Raw genomic sequence first — 16,125 nt, 5'->3', positions numbered from 1 at the left:
CGCTCCTTAATTAATTGTCGAAAACTTTTTATATAATTGATGAAAAACGATTAAAAATTGTTCAATCTCAGCCATTGTGTTACTCTCATCCAGACTTACTCTGACAGCTGAAGTCGCCAAATCATTGGGCACATGCATCGCACCTAGTGTTGAACTCGACAGTTTCTTACGACTCGAACAAGCACTCGTCGTCGAAATATAAATCTGCTTCTCTTCTAACGCATGAACCAACACTTCCCCACGAATCCCTTTAAGCGCAAAACAGATAATATGCGGCGCAAAGGCATCTTTCTTGGAAAATAATGTCACTTTTTCGTACTCATCTAAAGCACCCATCAAGTATTCCTTCAACAATGCCACGTGATTCGGACGTTCCGCTTTTTTCGCAAAAGAAATCCGTAACGCTTTGGCCATCGAAACGATCCCCGCAAGATTTTCCGTACTACTCCGTTGATTATTCTCTTGGCCACCACCTGTCAAAAGCGGCGCTAATTTACGGCCTTTTTTCCAATAAATAAAACCTACTCCTCGTGGACCGTGAAATTTATGAGCAGAAAATGTTGCAAAATCGACACGCTCAGTCAGCCATTCTTCTTGAGGGACTTTCGCAATTGCCTGCACTGCATCCACATGAAAATGAACTTTCGGATAATCAGCTAGCACGCGACTAATTTCTTTAATCGGCTGAATTGAGCCAATCTCATTATTCACGGCAATCACTGAGACCAAAATGGTTTCTTTCTTAATCAAGCTAGCTAACTCAGCCACCTTGACAAAGCCCTCGCCATCCACGGGCAAGATACTGACTTCTAATCCTAATTGGCGCAGTTGCTCAGCCGTTTCACTGACTGCTGGATGTTCAATCCCCGAGATAATGATATGATTACCAAATTCTCGCTTAGCCATCGCCGTGCCCTTAAGCACCCAGTTATCGCCTTCTGTTCCGCCACTGGTAAAATATATTTCATCTGTCGCGACACTCAACTGATCAGCAATCTGTTTGCGTGCCTGCTGTAATAAACGATTCGCCTGATTTCCCAAGTCATGCAGACTAGATGGATTCCCTTGAATACGTTGACTCGTTTTCATAAATGTATCTAATGCCTGAGGATCAATCGCTGTTGTTGCACTATTATCAAAATATATCATACCGAAAAACTCCTCTTATTTGAAATTCTTTCCTATTATACCTGTTGTCCTATAAGCTTTCAAGTTCTGGCCTTGGCCATTCGTGAAGACATCTGTTATCGTCAGCTATTCATTCAATGGACTCCGCCATTCAAACTGCCCATTTCAGGTGCTATTTACGAACTTTTTAAGAAAAGAAGAAGCTACCTTCCAAACGGAGAGTAGCTTCTGTCATTCTTACTATGCTAAATCTTGATTATTAAAGTAGAAGGTTTCGATTCGCTTGAAAGCGCCGCTTTCTACATGTTCTAACGCTGTACCAATCTCATCCAAAGCATCTTGGTAGCGATACTCTTTACTAAACAAGACCAATGTTTTTTCGATTGCTTGTCTAATTTCTGGATGTGTGTGACGGTAACGATTCGCATATTGCATCATTTGCTCAGTCAATGCAGCTGCATCCACTAAGTCATAGGTTCTCTTTTCAAGTAACTCTAAATCTTCTTCACATAGATTGACTAACTTATTAATCTCTTCCATGTTGATACGCATCCGGTTAAGCGCACGTGATAATTCTTCTAAACGATCCGTTGCTACAAAGAAGAATTCTAGATAATCTCCAGGCAGACCCGGTAAACGTTGTTTTTCAACAAATCGTTTCAGATTACGTAAGCTAAATTCAAGCTTCTCGATTTTCTCTTGCGCGACTTTTTCACCTTTACGCAATTCACGTAATGATTCATCAATCTCAACTTGCTGCGCTTCAATATCATCTAATATCTTGAAGGCATTCTTGTAGAATTGTTGCACATCAGAATACGCAACTTCATGCTTCGCTAATAGTGGTTCCATCTGGCTATTGCGGCGAGATAACTCATCGACTTCTGTTTGGAAGCCACGCGCACGACCTACTTGATTATGGTTTAAAGTATAGCTTTGAGAAGTATGATCCAATTCGATCAAAAGTTGACGATTATTTTTCGTCGCATGATCAATATAATCTTGAATCACTTTTTGACTTTGAACGACATATTTTTTCGCTTCAATTTCTCGTTCCAAAATATCGTATAAAGCATCAATTGAATTCGCTGTGTCAATGTTAGCAACCTCAACAGATTCGACTTCTGCCTTCTCTAAATCGCTCATAGAATTTTCGACACGCTTTTTCGCTCGTTTAATGTCATCCGCAAAATTTGTTTCAGGGAAAACATAATATTGTTCGATCATGCGTTTGTATCCATCTTCAATCTCTTTCAATTGATCTGGATAAGTCTTACTTAACTCTTCATACAATGGCGGAATTCGTTTCATCAAATCATCCACTTCATACGTATGACGTTCGGCTTGTTCTAATACTTCGCGTGCTTCGATTGGATCACCTGAAGTATTCAAGGTAACGAACTGAGTAAATTCGATTTCGATATTTTTGATTTGTTTTTGTAATTCAGAATAAGCTGGACCATAGACACTGCTGTCTTCTTTAAGACCATTCTTTAATTCTTCATATACATCAAGCGCCTTTTGAACTTCTAATGAATTACGTTCTTCACTCTCACGGAGTTCACGAAGTCCCGCACGAATCTCAGCAACCTGTGTTTCCATCTCATCCATGGTTTCTTCCGCTTCAATCACCATTTTTTTCCCTTTAAGGAAATGTAGGTTCTCATTAAGGTTCTCAACTTCAAAAATTTTCGTCTCTAAATCAGCAAAGGAAGTGGTGGAAATGTCTGTCCATTTCTGACGCCATTCTCTGAAGGTATTTTGACTTTGGCCAACTAAATGCATGCGTTTCACATCATCGACTTCTTCGACAACTGGTAAATCGAATAAATCTTCACGCCTTTTCTCTAACAAATCCAGTCGCTCTTGGTTTTTCTTTCTCATAAAATGGCCGACTAAATATAACACCGCCGCCACGATAATTATTGCAATGATGATTCCAATGATAACATTACTTCCCATTTAAGGTTCCTCCATTTTCCTATATGCCTCTAAAGTAAATGAACCTCTTGTCCATTCGACCTAATTATCTAAAATTTCTGGTTCCTAGTCTTATCAAAACAAAAGACGTCTACGCTAGATTATATCATAAACAAAAAAAGCATTCACTATCTAACACCAAAAACTTTACAATTTTCTTTGTTTTTTTGACTCTTTTAAAAAAAACACTTCCTATAACGACAACAATTCTATTTTTCTTATGAAATTTTCTCGTTATTTTACATATTTATCTTGAAACCGCCTTGATTTTACAAGGTGAATTTTGTATCCTTAGGAAAAGATTAAAAACGGGAGTGAAATAGATGAAAGTCGTAAAATTTGGTGGTAGCTCGCTTGCTTCTGCCAGTCAATTAGAAAAAGTGATCCAGATCATTAAAGAAGATGCACAACGTAAGTTTGTCGTGGTCTCAGCGCCTGGTAAGCGAACGAGTGATGATACGAAGGTCACCGATCTATTGATTGCTTATTACGAAGCAACTATCAACCACCTACCTACGACTGATCTGACCACTCAAATCAAGCAGCGGTACCAAGAAATTGCCGATGCTTTTCAGGTAGATTCAACAATTATGACAGCCATTAGCCAAAACATTGATGCATTACAAGAATTAGACTTAATCAACAATCCCCATTTAGCCGATACCTTCTTGGCCAGTGGTGAAAATAACAATGCCAAACTAGTTGCCGGAATTTTACAGACACAAGGCTTAGCTGCGCGTTACATTAGTCCGAAAGAATTAGGTTTATTGGTGAGTGATGAGCCGGGAAATGCCCGTATTCTCCAAGACTCTTATGCTGAAATTTATAAATGGCGCGACGAAGCCGAAATTCTAGTTATCCCTGGTTTCTTCGGCTATACAGAAGATGGCCAAGTCTGTACTTTTTCACGCGGTGGCTCGGATATTACTGGCTCAATCATCGCTGCCGGTATGAATGTTGACTTATATGAAAACTTTACAGATGTCGATGGCATCTACGTCTCACATCCAGGTTATGTCCATCAACCTGAAACCATTAAAGAATTAACCTATCGTGAAATGCGTGAATTAGCCTACGCCGGTTTCTCTGTGTTCCATGATGAAGCCTTGATGCCTTCTTATCGAGCAAAAATTCCGGTAGTCATTAAGAATACCAACAATCCGCAACATCCAGGTACCTTAATTACAACCAAACGTGACATCAGTAAACAAGCAGTGGTCGGCATCGCCAGTGACCAAGGCTTTGCCAGTATCTACATTAGTAAATATTTAATGAATAGAGAAATCGGTTTTGTTCGCCGAATTTTGCAAATCTTCGAAGAACTTTCATTAAGCTATGAACATATGCCCTCAGGAATTGATGACGTTTCGATTATTTTGCGCGAACGCCAGCTGACCAAAGAAAGTGAAGAAGAACTGATGCGCCGACTAGCCTTCGAATTGGATCCAGATGAGCTACGTATCACTCATAACCTTTCGATGATTATGGTCGTCGGAGAAGGTATGCGCCAACGGATTGGGGTCACCGCAGAAAGCACCAGTGCCTTAGCTAGAAAAGAAGTCAACTTAGAGATGATCAACCAAGGATCCTCTGAAGTTAGTATTATGTTCGGCATTCAAGAAGCCCAAGAAGAAAAAGCCATTCGCGCTCTTTACTATACTTTTTTTGATTAAACAAGAGTCTATCGGAGGCTACAATAGACATACTGTATATCAAAAATTTTGAGCGGTCGCAAGTCTCGTATCTCAAAAGCACACCACGTCATTTTTTTAGACGTCGTGTGCTTTTCTTTTGTATTTTTTTGCTATTCACTCAGTTTTGATTCAACTCTTGTCAGCTTCTGCTGCCATTCGTTGGCGTTCAATTTCTTCGGCAATCTTCGCCTCTGGTGCGTAATCTTTCGCCCAATTTTCAGGCTTCAATACCTTATTCGTGATGGGATCATAATGCGGTTTCCCATCTGGAAATAATTTGCCCATATTCGCTCGATGCACAATCTCAAAAATCGGCATTGGATTGACACCCATCAGTGAGAAGGAGCCATAGGTGAAATAAAGCATGTCCACTAAGGCATCGACTTCTTCCACCAAAACATCCGCCACGGGTTCATTTTTGGCTAAAACCTTCGCTTTGGCTGTGAGTAAATCTTGTTGCAATTGCTCCGTTAACTGTTCAAAAAGAGCCAAGTCGTTATTACTCGCTGCATACAATAACTCAACTAGTTCCTCTTGTTTAAATCCTGCCCGAAAACTGGCTTCTTCCGCAGAAAATGCGGTGGGCACAGCAGGCCTTCGAGGATCAAACGTCCGATGAAATTCCTCTGCTTGTTCAAATGGTGTTTGCTTCGCCACTACTTACTCACTCCCCGATAATGTTAAAATGTCGCAGTGCTTTAGCAATACCATCTGCTTCATTTGTATCCGTAATATAATCTGCTGATTGTTTGGTAGTCGTTCGACCATTCCCCATGGCCACACCAATTCCGACGCCAGCCAGCATCTCATTGTCATTAAAATTATCCCCAAAAGCCATCACTTCGGCGCGCTCAATCCCCCGCGTTTGCAGGAATTGATCTATTCCTCTCAATTTAGACCCCCCCTTAGGAATTAAATCCACTGAGTAAGGATTCGAACGTTGCAAGGAACATTTTGGAAATAGCGCTTGTAGCTTCTCATCCTCTGCTTCTGGACTAAATAGAATGCATTGGTAGATCGGTTGATCTAATATTTCCAGTTGCTCATAACGCACCTTTCGCCGATTGGGACTAAACTTTTGCAACAAAACTTTAACTGTCTGCACTGGAAACCATTTAGGTAAATAAGTACTGACTTTTTTAACCCAGCGTGCTTGCCCCATTAACAGTGTGGTGCTACCGTCTACTTTATCTTTGCCACCAAAAAGAATCTGGCGGTGTCGCTCATCCGCAAATGCGACAATTTCTTGTAACACCTCCGGTTGAAAAGCTTCCTCAAAAATCACTTCATCGGCTGTATAGACATACTGTCCATTGTAGGTAATGAACATATCCAGATGGAGATTATCAGTAATTTGTTGAATTCGCACCGGGCTTCTACCTGTCGCGACGCCACATAACACACCCTTTTTTTGGGCCGCAGCAATCGCTTCTCGGGTGCTCGTTAAGGCTTTTGAACTGCTTGTAACCAGCGTGCCATCAATATCAAAAAAGATTGCTTTAATCATAGGCCCTCCTTAAAATAGATCAATCTGTGCCGGATTCAAATCATCGTAACTAATTCCTGCAATGCGCTTTAATGCCATAGCATTATCTGCCGCATCGCCTCCAGAATTGTTATTGAATATAATTCCGACTTCCTTTGTTTGCGCTTGAACTTCTGTCAGCATCGCCAATATTTCACTAAGTTCTTGCTGATTATAGCGATACAAGGTCCGCTTTTTACGCCAGTCCGCATCATTACTTTGCCATCCATTGGCGTTTCTACCATGTAATCTAAACAACGCAAACTCTGGATTCGTTACATACGGATCAAATGGTACAGTTGTATTTAATAATTGTGGTTCATCAATAATTGCTAAAGAAAATTTGTGTTGCTCCATGAAGCTTCTCATACCCTTAATCATTTTGTCAGAATACCAAGAAAAATCTCTCAATTCAATCGCAATCGGAAGTTCGCCAAAATAGACACGGATTCGCTCAAGGTAGGCGACACTTTCTTTGGTACATTTGAAGGTCGATGGAAATTGAACCAAGAAACAATAGAGCTTTCCTGATTGAATCATTGGCGCCATCGCTTCTAAAAAGCGCGTAAACATCTCTGCTTCAGAGGCATAATAATCCTGCCATTTACCTTGCCCGCTAATCCCTTGATAGACTTTTACGACAAAGCGGAAAGAGGTTGGCACTTCAGCCACCCATTTCTCAACACTGGTTTTTCGTGGAATCCCATAATACGCGGTATCTAGCTCAACAAACGGCAAATAACCCGCATACTCATACAAGGTATTATTCGGTTTTCCCGTTAATTTATCATGCTCTTTGAAGGAAGTTAAGCCGATTCGAATCATTTAGATGCCCCCAGTTTTTTTTTCTTACTTTTATAGTATACAATAGGTGTCGAAGCTGTTGCAAAAAATTCCTACAGAAGGTGACTTAATGAAAAAAATCCTTGTATTACACACAGGTGGCACGATTGCCATGAAAGAAGACCTGATCACCGGCGGCGTCAGTCCCGATGTGGTAAATCCTTTAATGGATGCTGAGATTACCATTCCACACGATGTCGAACTCTTTGTTGAGGATATCTTTAATGTCCCCTCGCCACATATTATGCCTGAGCACATGCTGCTGCTTAAAAATAGAATTCTTGACGCTCATTCGCAACAATTTGAAGGTATCGTCATCACTCACGGGACTGATACTTTAGAAGAAACAGCCTTTTTCTTAGATACCACTATCGGCCATAAACTGCCAATTGTTCTGACTGGCGCTATGCGCTCAAGTAATGAACTCGGCAGCGACGGTCTTTATAATTTTGAAAGTGCCATTCGTGTAGCTGCTTGTCCTGAAGCGCGAGGCAAAGGTGTCTTAATCGTTATGAACGATGAAATTCATTCCGCACGTTATGTCACGAAAACACATACCACCAATGTCGCTACCTTTCGGACACCTACCTTGGGACCCATCGGTATTGTAACGAAGCAGCGCATCTTATTTATGCAAGAATTATTGGAAACGGAGCATTTAGATACGCCCAGAATGGACGGCCTGATTCCGATCGTCAAAGCCTACGCGGGTATGCATGGCGACCTTATCACCACGTTGGCCCAATCTCAAATTGATGGTTTGGTTATTGAAGCCTTAGGTGCCGGCAATTTGCCTCCCGATACCGTTCCAGCCATTCAACAACTATTAGAAAAAAAGGTTCCTGTTGTTCTTGTTTCTCGCTGCTTCAATGGAATTGCCGAACCCGTCTATGAATACAAAGGCGGCGGCAAAGAGCTCCAGGACCTCGGCGTGATATTCTGCAACAATATCAATAGCCAAAAAGCTCGCTTAAAACTATTAATCGCCACAAATAATCAGTTATCGAATAAACGCCTGACTACATTCATGCAATCCTAAAGACTGTTATTATAGCTAGATAACTAAAAACTTTAATCAATCAAAATACAGCTACCCTTATGGATCATCCTAGAGATAGGAGTGATCAATCCAGTAAGTAGACAAAAACACATGAAAAGCTATCTAGTCCTGACAAGGAACGGTAAAAAATCCATTCCAGCTTGTCAGTCTATGATTTTCTTTCATGTGTTTTTCTTATTTCTTTTTCCACTGAATGGCCGCTTCACAACAAAGCAAGTCACCAATTTTTATCTCATGTCGGGTTTCAACATGCGTCTCTAACTCAAGAATTTCATAATGGCTGTCAATCATGCTGCCATACTCAACCTCTTTATCAAAACGAATATTGACATCGATTGGCTCGTGGGTTGTCAAAAATTCATACCCTAACACATCAATCATCCAATTAAAATAGATCGCATTGTTGACGTGTTGATTACTATCGATATCATAAAAACGAACACGGTAAGGCACTACCTCACCCTGCGCAATCTTCTCAATCTTAGGCGCACGCTTAATTTTCTTGATTTTTTCACTCTCATAAGGCGTAATAATTTCTTCCACTACGCTACTCATTTTACGATTTTCTAAATCCATTAAGACAAACACCGATTCAATCAAGACTAACTCATTACCGTCTTGATCATGAAACCAAAAATTTCGATAACAAAAATATTTATTATATTCCAAAGCCTGTGTCGTCACATCGACAATTTCACCAACTTTTGGCAAGCGTGTAATCGTCATTTGATAATTAGTAATGACCCACGTCAATCCAAAGCTAGCAACGAAATCTGACCCTCGACCTAACTTATCACTCTGCTCTTCAGATGTTTTCACAGCAACGCCCAACATAGAAGGAAAGGTCATCGTCTGATTGATGTCACATTCATAATAGGCAACTTCATGTTTCGTTGTATATTTTTTCGCCACAAGGATTCCTCCTATTTTTCAAATTTGTTCCTTTTCTAATTCCTTTTTATTTCGTTTATCCCGATTGCTTCTTCAACTGACATTGACTGAAAAAAGGGGCGACAAATAGCTTGTCAGACCCCTCTTTCCACCGAATAACCAGTCCGCCAGAAGTAACTCATCAGCCACTTCTGGCATAACCTTTTTAGGCTAACGCACCCATTGGATCCCATGGTGCTAATAATTTAGGTGCTTCTTCAAAAGCAGCCAATTGTTCTGGACTTAATAAATCTTTTCTCACCACGATTTGGTAAGTATATTCATCCATCCACTCATCGCTCATCACAAAGAAGCCTTTGTCGCCGACTTTATCGCCCCAGCTATTTTCAACTTTCCATTTTGTTGATTTGCCATCGATGATATCAACGCCTGTCAAGACCATCGCATGGGTCATTAAACTTTCGCCATGATCCAAACGTTCAGCCTTAGTCATCGTGAAATCAACATCGAATAAATCGTTCATATCGTAAGCATCTAGCGCCATAATTCCGCTGTCACGTGTTGAAGATTGACCGACATCACAACCGAACCAGACTGATTCGCCTTGTTCTAATTGAGCAATCGCTAATTTTTTGAACGCTGACATATCCACGTTCAAGTATTTAACTTCTTTACCGCCAACAACGTTCCCTAACATTTCTACTGTGTAAGATTTGTCATAAGGTTTGTCAGCAGTCGGTGCATTGATAATGCTGACATAGTCGTCCAAATTAACACCGACATATTTTTCATAAAAGCTTTGAGGTGTCATATCGCGATCAATGTGGTAATTTTTTTCTTCATCACGGTATTCAAAATCAAAGGTTTCTGGCGGTGTGCCTAATGAAGTGGCTAAGAAATTGTAGACATCATGTAACATGCCTTCTTTAGCTGCTTGAATCTCCTCAGCTGTTTTGCCATCTGCAACTAATTGGCGTAAAGTCACTGCATCTTTACGTAATTTTTTGTTCAAGTAGTTATTTAAATCTCTTGAATTTGAGCTATTGCTACTTTCTGGCATCGCTGATTTAGGTACAATTCCGTATTTTTGGAAGATAGACACGATCATGTCCCATTGTCCGCCATCTTGTTGAGGCATTGCCAATAAGAATGCCACTTTACGGCTTTCTAATGAATCATTCGCTGTTGTTAAAATATTTTCATAGAAATAGTTCGCTTTTTCATATTTATCCCAGAAGAATGTATAATTTTGAGACAATTCGAAGTCTTTTAATTGATAGCTTGTTAATAATTTATGACGGAACGTATTTAATGCAGCAAACATCCAGCAACGTCCTGATTGTTTTTGGTTTGATACTTTGCCTGTTGCCACATCCACTGAAAATACAGGCACGTTGTTAACATGGGCAGAAATATTTTCTGCTGAAGCTGAAATCCCATTTTTCACAACGCCACGTTGAAGAGCTTGTTGTTTATTGTTCGCCAAATATTCTTGTGTAAACTTTTTCGTTAGTTCTTGATTAATTGCTGTCATCTATCTCATCCTTTCAAATCATAATCCACTATTCATTTTACTCCTCTTCAGAAATGAACTCAACCATCTGACAGAAAAGTCAGACAATATTTCAGACTTTCTCAAACTATTGATTCGTCAGCTAGCGTAAATGCCTATTTCTGCAGTCTACTTAATCTAAAAAAAAGCCACAGAACTTTCCGGAAATAACTCATTTGTTCGTTATCAAATTTATTTTGCTTGCCTTTTTGTATTCTTTGTATTAGTATTTGTAATACAGAGAGGTGAAACTATGTTATTAACAATTGATCCACATTCAGATGAACCAATTTATCAACAAATCAGAAATCAAATTATTTTAGGCATTGCTCGACACGAAGTCGCACAAGATGAAGTGCTCCCTTCCGTGCGTCAATTAGCAGACGAAATCGGCGTCAACATGATGACCGTTTCCAAAGCCTATACCCAACTGAAACAAGAAGGCTACATAGTAACCGATAGACGGCAAGGAACTAAGATTGCCTCCTTACCTATTTCAGACGATCGCTTCTTACCTAATTTTGAAGAAAAGCTTTCCTTACTCTTAGCGGAAGCGGTGATTCATAGCCAATCAAAAGAAGTCATTCTCAAACAAGTAGAAGAAATTATTTCAACGTTTGAACAGGAGGAAGAAAAATGAATTTTATGCTAGTTGCCATATTAATTGTCACTATTTTTATTGTTGCTCTATCTGCGAGAATCACTGCTAATCCTCATAAAAATATTATTCTAGAAAACACGATTCAACAGGAACATTTAAATGAACCCGAGATTACTAAATTAAGAAAAGAGTACAAACTTCGCTTGCTTCAAATTGCTGGAGTTATTTCTCTGCTCAGCTTGTTACTGTTACTTTGTCCCTATGATTCACTGTTGATGCTGGGATTTTTGGTTATTGTAATTGGTTCAATCGCTAGCCAATTCTACTGTCAAGTTTACTACATCAGAAAAATGCGCCTATTGATTGTCAAGAATCACTGGACAGTCGAGGTCAGCCCAATGGTGATTGACACAAAATTAGTCGCCGAGAAAAATAAAAAAATGCTTTCTATGTGGTGGCTATTACCCGCACTCTTGTTAACGATTGCCGGTTGTATCTATACGTTGGTTGTTTTAGGATCAACTACTATCGCCTGGTTGTTTATTGCTATTTCAGTTATTTTGACGGTGTTATTCGTAGCGATGTATTATTCGCTCAGTCGACTACCCGTTAAATCCTACACCGCGGATACGGCAATCAATAAACAATACAACAATCTCTTTCGTCATCACTGGTCTGTCATCCTTGTAGCCTTATTTTGGGTATTTGTGCCTATCTCTATTCTGCCTGTCCTCTCTTTACAAATGGACTATCAACTCATGCAATATCTGATGATTGGATTTATGGCCTTTGTTTTTTTAGATGTCCTATTTTCAATATACTACTTGTATGACTTGAGAAAAAAACAAGACAAACTAATTGAACAAGCTCCCGCTTATCGCTATACCGGAGACGATGCCTATTGGAAATTTGGTATCTATATTAATCCAAATGATTCCAGATTAATGGTTGCTGATCGGGTGGGTATGAATATGAGTATCAACCTAGGCAAGAAATCCGCAAAAGTCATTATGAGTCTTACAGGTATCTTGCTTTCTTGTCTGTTCTTTATTACGTTAGTGCCGATGTTTTTAGCCGACTTTGGTCACTCACCGTTTCAAGCAACTATTTCTAAAGAACAAGTGACCTTGCAAGCACCTTTCAGTGAAACAAGCCTCTCTCTAAATGATATTGAGGAAGTTTCTTTGATTAAACAATTGCCTAATGATCGCGTTCGCGTCTTTGGCACTGGCACTGAAAACTATCAACTAGGGGAATTTAAAGTAGATGACAAAGCAGCTACCCTATATGTCGATACCAGTTCGAGCCCCATTTTAAAAATTCAAACTAAAAAGAAAGATTATTATTTCACCTCGAAAGACTCTAAAAACACTGAAAGTACCTATACTAAATTAAAAGATCGACTAACTGAATGACTATTCGATACCGGACAGCACGCCCATAAATCGAAGAGACTTATGGGCATCAGTAACAAACTTACTTCGAACACAAATTAGCAGAAACGGAAACTAGCTAAAATTTACCAGACGTTATTGACAAAGTAGTCTATATTCTGTATTCTAATATTTGTGTTCAATAAGTTGCCGCTTTAGTTCAATGGTAGAACGCGAGCATGGTAAGCTCGAGATGAGAGTTCAATTCTCTCAAGTGGCTTAAAAAAAGAAACCTTGAATTTCAGGGTTTCTTTTTTTTGACTAGATTATCGATTATCCATATACAGGCTTTACTATACATTATCCTTGTAAATTATCAGAGAATCTTATGCATCTAGCCGATTAACGCTTCTTTATTACTGCTAGTCTTACTTCTCCGCTAAGACATTTTAGTTGAATTTCTCTAGTACACAAAGAATATCTTTCGGCCGTGCGGCAAGTTGATCTGTCCCTGCTCCCAGCAATTCTTCCTTCGAACCGAATCCATATAGAACGCCTAATGTCTGCATCCCATTCTCTTTGCCACCTAAAATATCATGCTCTCGATCCCCAATCATTATCGCTTCTTTTGCTATGATTGTCGGGTGATGAGCTAGGGCATAGGAGATAACTTCAGCCTTCTCGCTTCGTTTCCCTAATAAATCCGCCCCATAAATCCCTTCAAAATACTTCGATAAATTTAAATGATTAAGAATTTCACGCGCAAATTTTTCTGGTTTTGATGTAGCAATATAAAGTGAATTCGTCTGACTCAAAACTTCAATCACTTCGATAATGTCTTCATAAGGGGTAATTTGAAACATACCAGTGACGCCATAATTTTCCCGATAATAAGCGACTGCTGCATCTGCGGTCTCTCCGTCTAGCTGACAATATAGTTCAAAGGATTTTTTTAAAGGGGGACCAATAAACTTTCTCAAGGTTTCCTTCGTCGGTTCCGCCAAATTTAACTGCTCCATAGCAAAAATAATTGACTTGTATATTCCCTCACTGGAATCAATTAATGTTCCATCTAAATCAAAAAATAATTGTCTTTTCATCGATTATTCTCCTCCATTCTCTTTCATTATACCTAATACTTTTACCTATAAGCTAGATTAATTGCTAAAATCCGTTTCTTCCTTTATACTTACTTTTAGTAAGTTACATATTATTCATTAGGAGGAATCATTCATGAACAATCAAATTCTCGGGCTACATCATGTCACCGCAATCACATCTAGTGCTGAAAAAATCTATCACTTCTTTACAGACATCTTAGGTTTGCGCTTAATTAAGAAAACTGTCAATCAGGATGATATTGAAACCTACCATCTCTATTTTACTGATGATTTAGGCTCCCCAGGAACAGATATGACCTTTTTTGATTTCCCTGGCGTGCCTAAGGGTCTGAAAGGAACGAACACGATTTCTCGAACATCCTTCCGTGTAAAAAATGATGCCGCACTCACCTATTGGGTCGCACGTTTTGATGAGTATCAAATTGAGCACGGTGAAATTTCTCAACGCTTTGGTAAAAAATATCTAGAATTTGAAGATTTTGATAATCAACGTTACCAGTTAATTTCTGATGAAACTAATACTGGTGTGCCCGCAGGAGTGCCGTGGAAAAATGCCAATGTTCCAGCTGAATCAGCACTCATCGGTTTAGGCCCCAGCTTTGTTACCGTAGAAAACCTTGATCATATGAAATTAGTCTTAGAGCAAGTCTTAGGCTTTAAGCACATTTCTACCGATGGTCAATTTCATTTGTTTGAAGTTGGTGAAGGTGGCAATGGTGCGAGTGTCATCGTCGAACATCGAACAGATTTGCCAATCGCTAGAGAAGGCTTTGGCGCAGTCCATCATCTTGCCTTCCGAGTTGAAAACCGTGAATCATTAGAGTATTGGATTAAACGACTCAGTCAACTAGAATTTCCGAATTCCGGCTATGTTCAACGGTATTATTTCGAGTCCGAATATTTCAGAGCAGCTCCAGGAATTCTATTTGAGCTAGCTACGGATGGCCCTGGTTTCTTGGAAGATGAAACCTATGAAACGGCTGGTGAAATACTAGCTTTACCGCCATTTTTGGAACCTAAACGACAAGAAATTGAAGCCTATGTCCGCCCTTTTGATACATCAAAGACCAATCAACAACGTAGCTAATTATATTAGGATCTCGCCAATTTTACACAAATTTCTAAAATAAATAGTCATACCAGATGAACGAACAAAGACCGATCCAATCAATGGTTCCGGTCTTTTTCGATAACATTTGGCGAATGTAACAACGAACAAAATATTCAAAAATTTACTACTCACTTATTTTACTTGTATACTATAGAAGAGACACTCACTTTTATTTACAAAAAGGAGCATACTTTATGATTCACTATTCATCTAAAAAACTCAATACAAAACAGCATTACAAATTTTTAACTGGTTCGATTATCCCGCGGCCAATTGCCTGGATTACCACAAAAAATCTGGAAACTTCTGTCGTCAACCTAGCGCCGTTTAGCTACTTTACCGTTGCTGCAAAAGATCTACCTTTAGTGACTATTTCCATCAATCGTAAAGGCGACACAATGAAAGATACGGCAGCCAATCTCCTAGCCAATAAAGAAGGCGTCATCCATCTCGTGAATGACGCTCTATTAGAAGCTATGAATGCAACCTCTGCCTCTCTTCCTTCAGAGGAAAGTGAACTCTCCTTGATTGATGTAGTGCTAGAAGATAGCCATTCAGTTGCTGTACCTGCATTAAAAGATGCGCCTATTCGAATGGAAGTCCGGGTTCATCAGTATTTAGCACTGACTGACCATGAAGAACGAATAATCAGTGACTTATTTGTTCTAGAAGTACTTGATTACTATTTTGATAAAAGCGTCTTCGATGAATCACAGGAATATATTCTCCCTGAGAAATTATCGCCTGTCTCTCGCTTAGCAGGAAACTTCTACGGTCATCTTGGAACAATAGATGAGTTAAAACGTCCCCAATAATACGGAGTCTTGCAAATAAAGGAATAGCCAAAATGATTTTCAGATCATTTCTAGCTATTCCTTTATTTTATCGATTATATATTTCTATAGAGTTATATAAAAGAGTACAAAAAAAGAGATAGATACACTATCTCTTAATGACTCCGGCAGTAGGACTCGAACCTACGACATCATGATTAACAGTCATGCGCTACTACCAACTGAGCTATGCCGGAATGCTATAAGCGTGGCGACGTCCTACTCTCACAAGGGGAAACCCCTCACTACAATCGGCGCTAAGAAGCTTAACTTCTGTGTTCGGCATGGGAACAGGTGTATCCTTCTCGCTATCGCCACCACACTTAGGTGATGTTGTCTTATTGAGTTGTGCTTTCGCTCACTCAAAACTGGATTTGAAGTAAGTAATTTAGTTTGTAACTCTCCGAGTTCGT

The 16,125-nt window shown here is 39.5% G+C and carries 14 protein-coding genes, 2 tRNA genes and 1 rRNA gene; 7 read left to right on the top strand and 10 right to left on the bottom strand.

The genetic code is table 11. The features are described 5' to 3' along the window. Positions 1–6: 6 nt before the first annotated feature. Both BAU15_RS11310 and BAU15_RS11305 read right to left on the bottom strand, forming a co-directional pair. Positions 7–1,149, bottom strand: coding sequence for a cysteine desulfurase family protein (locus BAU15_RS11310; protein ID WP_161842853.1), 1,143 nt, complete (start codon positions 1,147–1,149; stop codon positions 7–9). Between the two features lie 219 nt (positions 1,150–1,368). Next, the gene (locus BAU15_RS11305; RefSeq protein ID WP_161842852.1) at positions 1,369–3,090 is read right to left on the bottom strand and encodes a septation ring formation regulator EzrA; all 1,722 of its coding nucleotides are present in this window, start codon (positions 3,088–3,090) and stop codon (positions 1,369–1,371) included. Positions 3,091–3,431: 341 nt separating this feature from the next. On the opposite strand from BAU15_RS11305, the gene BAU15_RS11300 reads away from it, so the two are divergent. Further along, on the top strand, positions 3,432–4,781 hold the full coding sequence (locus BAU15_RS11300) for an aspartate kinase (RefSeq protein ID WP_161842851.1): 1,350 nt from the start codon (positions 3,432–3,434) through the stop codon (positions 4,779–4,781). A gap of 150 nt (positions 4,782–4,931) precedes the next feature. On the opposite strand, the gene BAU15_RS11295 is transcribed toward BAU15_RS11300, so the two are convergent. Genes BAU15_RS11295 through BAU15_RS11285 form a run of 3 tightly spaced genes read right to left on the bottom strand, consistent with a single transcriptional unit; the run spans position 4,932 to position 7,152 of the window. Next, positions 4,932–5,459, bottom strand: coding sequence for a pyrophosphohydrolase domain-containing protein (locus tag BAU15_RS11295; RefSeq protein ID WP_161842850.1), 528 nt, complete (start codon positions 5,457–5,459; stop codon positions 4,932–4,934). A 7-nt stretch (positions 5,460–5,466) separates the two neighbouring features. Then, positions 5,467–6,309: a Cof-type HAD-IIB family hydrolase gene (locus BAU15_RS11290; RefSeq protein ID WP_161842849.1), complete on the bottom strand. Its 843-nt coding sequence runs from the start codon at positions 6,307–6,309 to the stop codon at positions 5,467–5,469. 9 nt (positions 6,310–6,318) lie between these two features. Further along, a complete protein-coding gene (locus BAU15_RS11285) occupies positions 6,319–7,152 on the bottom strand; it encodes a DUF72 domain-containing protein (protein WP_161842848.1) in 834 nt (277 codons plus the stop codon). A gap of 88 nt (positions 7,153–7,240) precedes the next feature. On the opposite strand from BAU15_RS11285, the gene BAU15_RS11280 reads away from it, so the two are divergent. Further along, entirely contained in the window at positions 7,241–8,209 is a 969-nt protein-coding gene (locus tag BAU15_RS11280; RefSeq protein ID WP_161842847.1) for an asparaginase, read from the top strand. 195 nt (positions 8,210–8,404) lie between these two features. Here the strand turns inward: BAU15_RS11280 and BAU15_RS11275 are convergent, their stop codons facing one another. Both BAU15_RS11275 and BAU15_RS11270 read right to left on the bottom strand, forming a co-directional pair. Continuing rightward, positions 8,405–9,142, bottom strand: coding sequence for an acyl-ACP thioesterase domain-containing protein (locus BAU15_RS11275; protein WP_161842846.1), 738 nt, complete (start codon positions 9,140–9,142; stop codon positions 8,405–8,407). A gap of 184 nt (positions 9,143–9,326) precedes the next feature. Then, positions 9,327–10,655: a C1 family peptidase gene (locus BAU15_RS11270; RefSeq protein ID WP_161842845.1), complete on the bottom strand. Its 1,329-nt coding sequence runs from the start codon at positions 10,653–10,655 to the stop codon at positions 9,327–9,329. Positions 10,656–10,926: 271 nt separating this feature from the next. Here BAU15_RS11270 and BAU15_RS11265 point away from each other — a divergent pair, with 271 nt between their 5' ends. The 3 genes from BAU15_RS11265 (at position 10,927) to BAU15_RS11255 (ending at position 12,927) form a co-directional block, all read left to right on the top strand. Further along, a complete protein-coding gene (locus BAU15_RS11265; protein ID WP_161842844.1) occupies positions 10,927–11,313 on the top strand; it encodes a GntR family transcriptional regulator in 387 nt (128 codons plus the stop codon). Beyond that, positions 11,310–12,689 (top strand): PH domain-containing protein, encoded by a 1,380-nt coding sequence (locus BAU15_RS11260; RefSeq protein ID WP_161842843.1) that lies wholly within the window; start codon positions 11,310–11,312, stop codon positions 12,687–12,689. The genes BAU15_RS11265 and BAU15_RS11260 overlap by 4 nt, the downstream gene beginning before the upstream one ends. Positions 12,690–12,856: 167 nt before the next feature. Continuing rightward, positions 12,857–12,927: transfer RNA gene (locus tag BAU15_RS11255), tRNA-Thr, on the top strand. A 169-nt stretch (positions 12,928–13,096) separates the two neighbouring features. On the opposite strand, the gene BAU15_RS11250 is transcribed toward BAU15_RS11255, so the two are convergent. Next, entirely contained in the window at positions 13,097–13,747 is a 651-nt protein-coding gene (locus BAU15_RS11250; protein ID WP_161842842.1) for an HAD hydrolase-like protein, read from the bottom strand. A 133-nt stretch (positions 13,748–13,880) separates the two neighbouring features. Between BAU15_RS11250 and BAU15_RS11245 the strand changes: the two genes are divergently transcribed. Both BAU15_RS11245 and BAU15_RS11240 read left to right on the top strand, forming a co-directional pair. Further along, entirely contained in the window at positions 13,881–14,855 is a 975-nt protein-coding gene (locus BAU15_RS11245) for a ring-cleaving dioxygenase (protein ID WP_161842841.1), read from the top strand. Between the two features lie 218 nt (positions 14,856–15,073). Further along, positions 15,074–15,694, top strand: coding sequence for a flavin reductase family protein (locus BAU15_RS11240; protein ID WP_161842840.1), 621 nt, complete (start codon positions 15,074–15,076; stop codon positions 15,692–15,694). A gap of 141 nt (positions 15,695–15,835) precedes the next feature. On the opposite strand, the gene BAU15_RS11235 is transcribed toward BAU15_RS11240, so the two are convergent. Together BAU15_RS11235 and rrf are read right to left on the bottom strand one after the other, a co-directional pair. Beyond that, positions 15,836–15,909, bottom strand: a tRNA-Asn gene (locus tag BAU15_RS11235). Positions 15,910–15,918: 9 nt separating this feature from the next. Beyond that, positions 15,919–16,034, bottom strand: a 5S ribosomal RNA gene (gene rrf / locus BAU15_RS11230). Positions 16,035–16,125: the final 91 nt, after the last annotated feature.

Origin of the sequence: Candidatus Enterococcus huntleyi, assembly GCF_009933175.1 — a bacterium.
GTDB lineage: Bacteria > Bacillota > Bacilli > Lactobacillales > Enterococcaceae > Enterococcus_K > Enterococcus_K huntleyi.
This window is presented reverse-complemented; position numbering and strand designations above follow the sequence as displayed.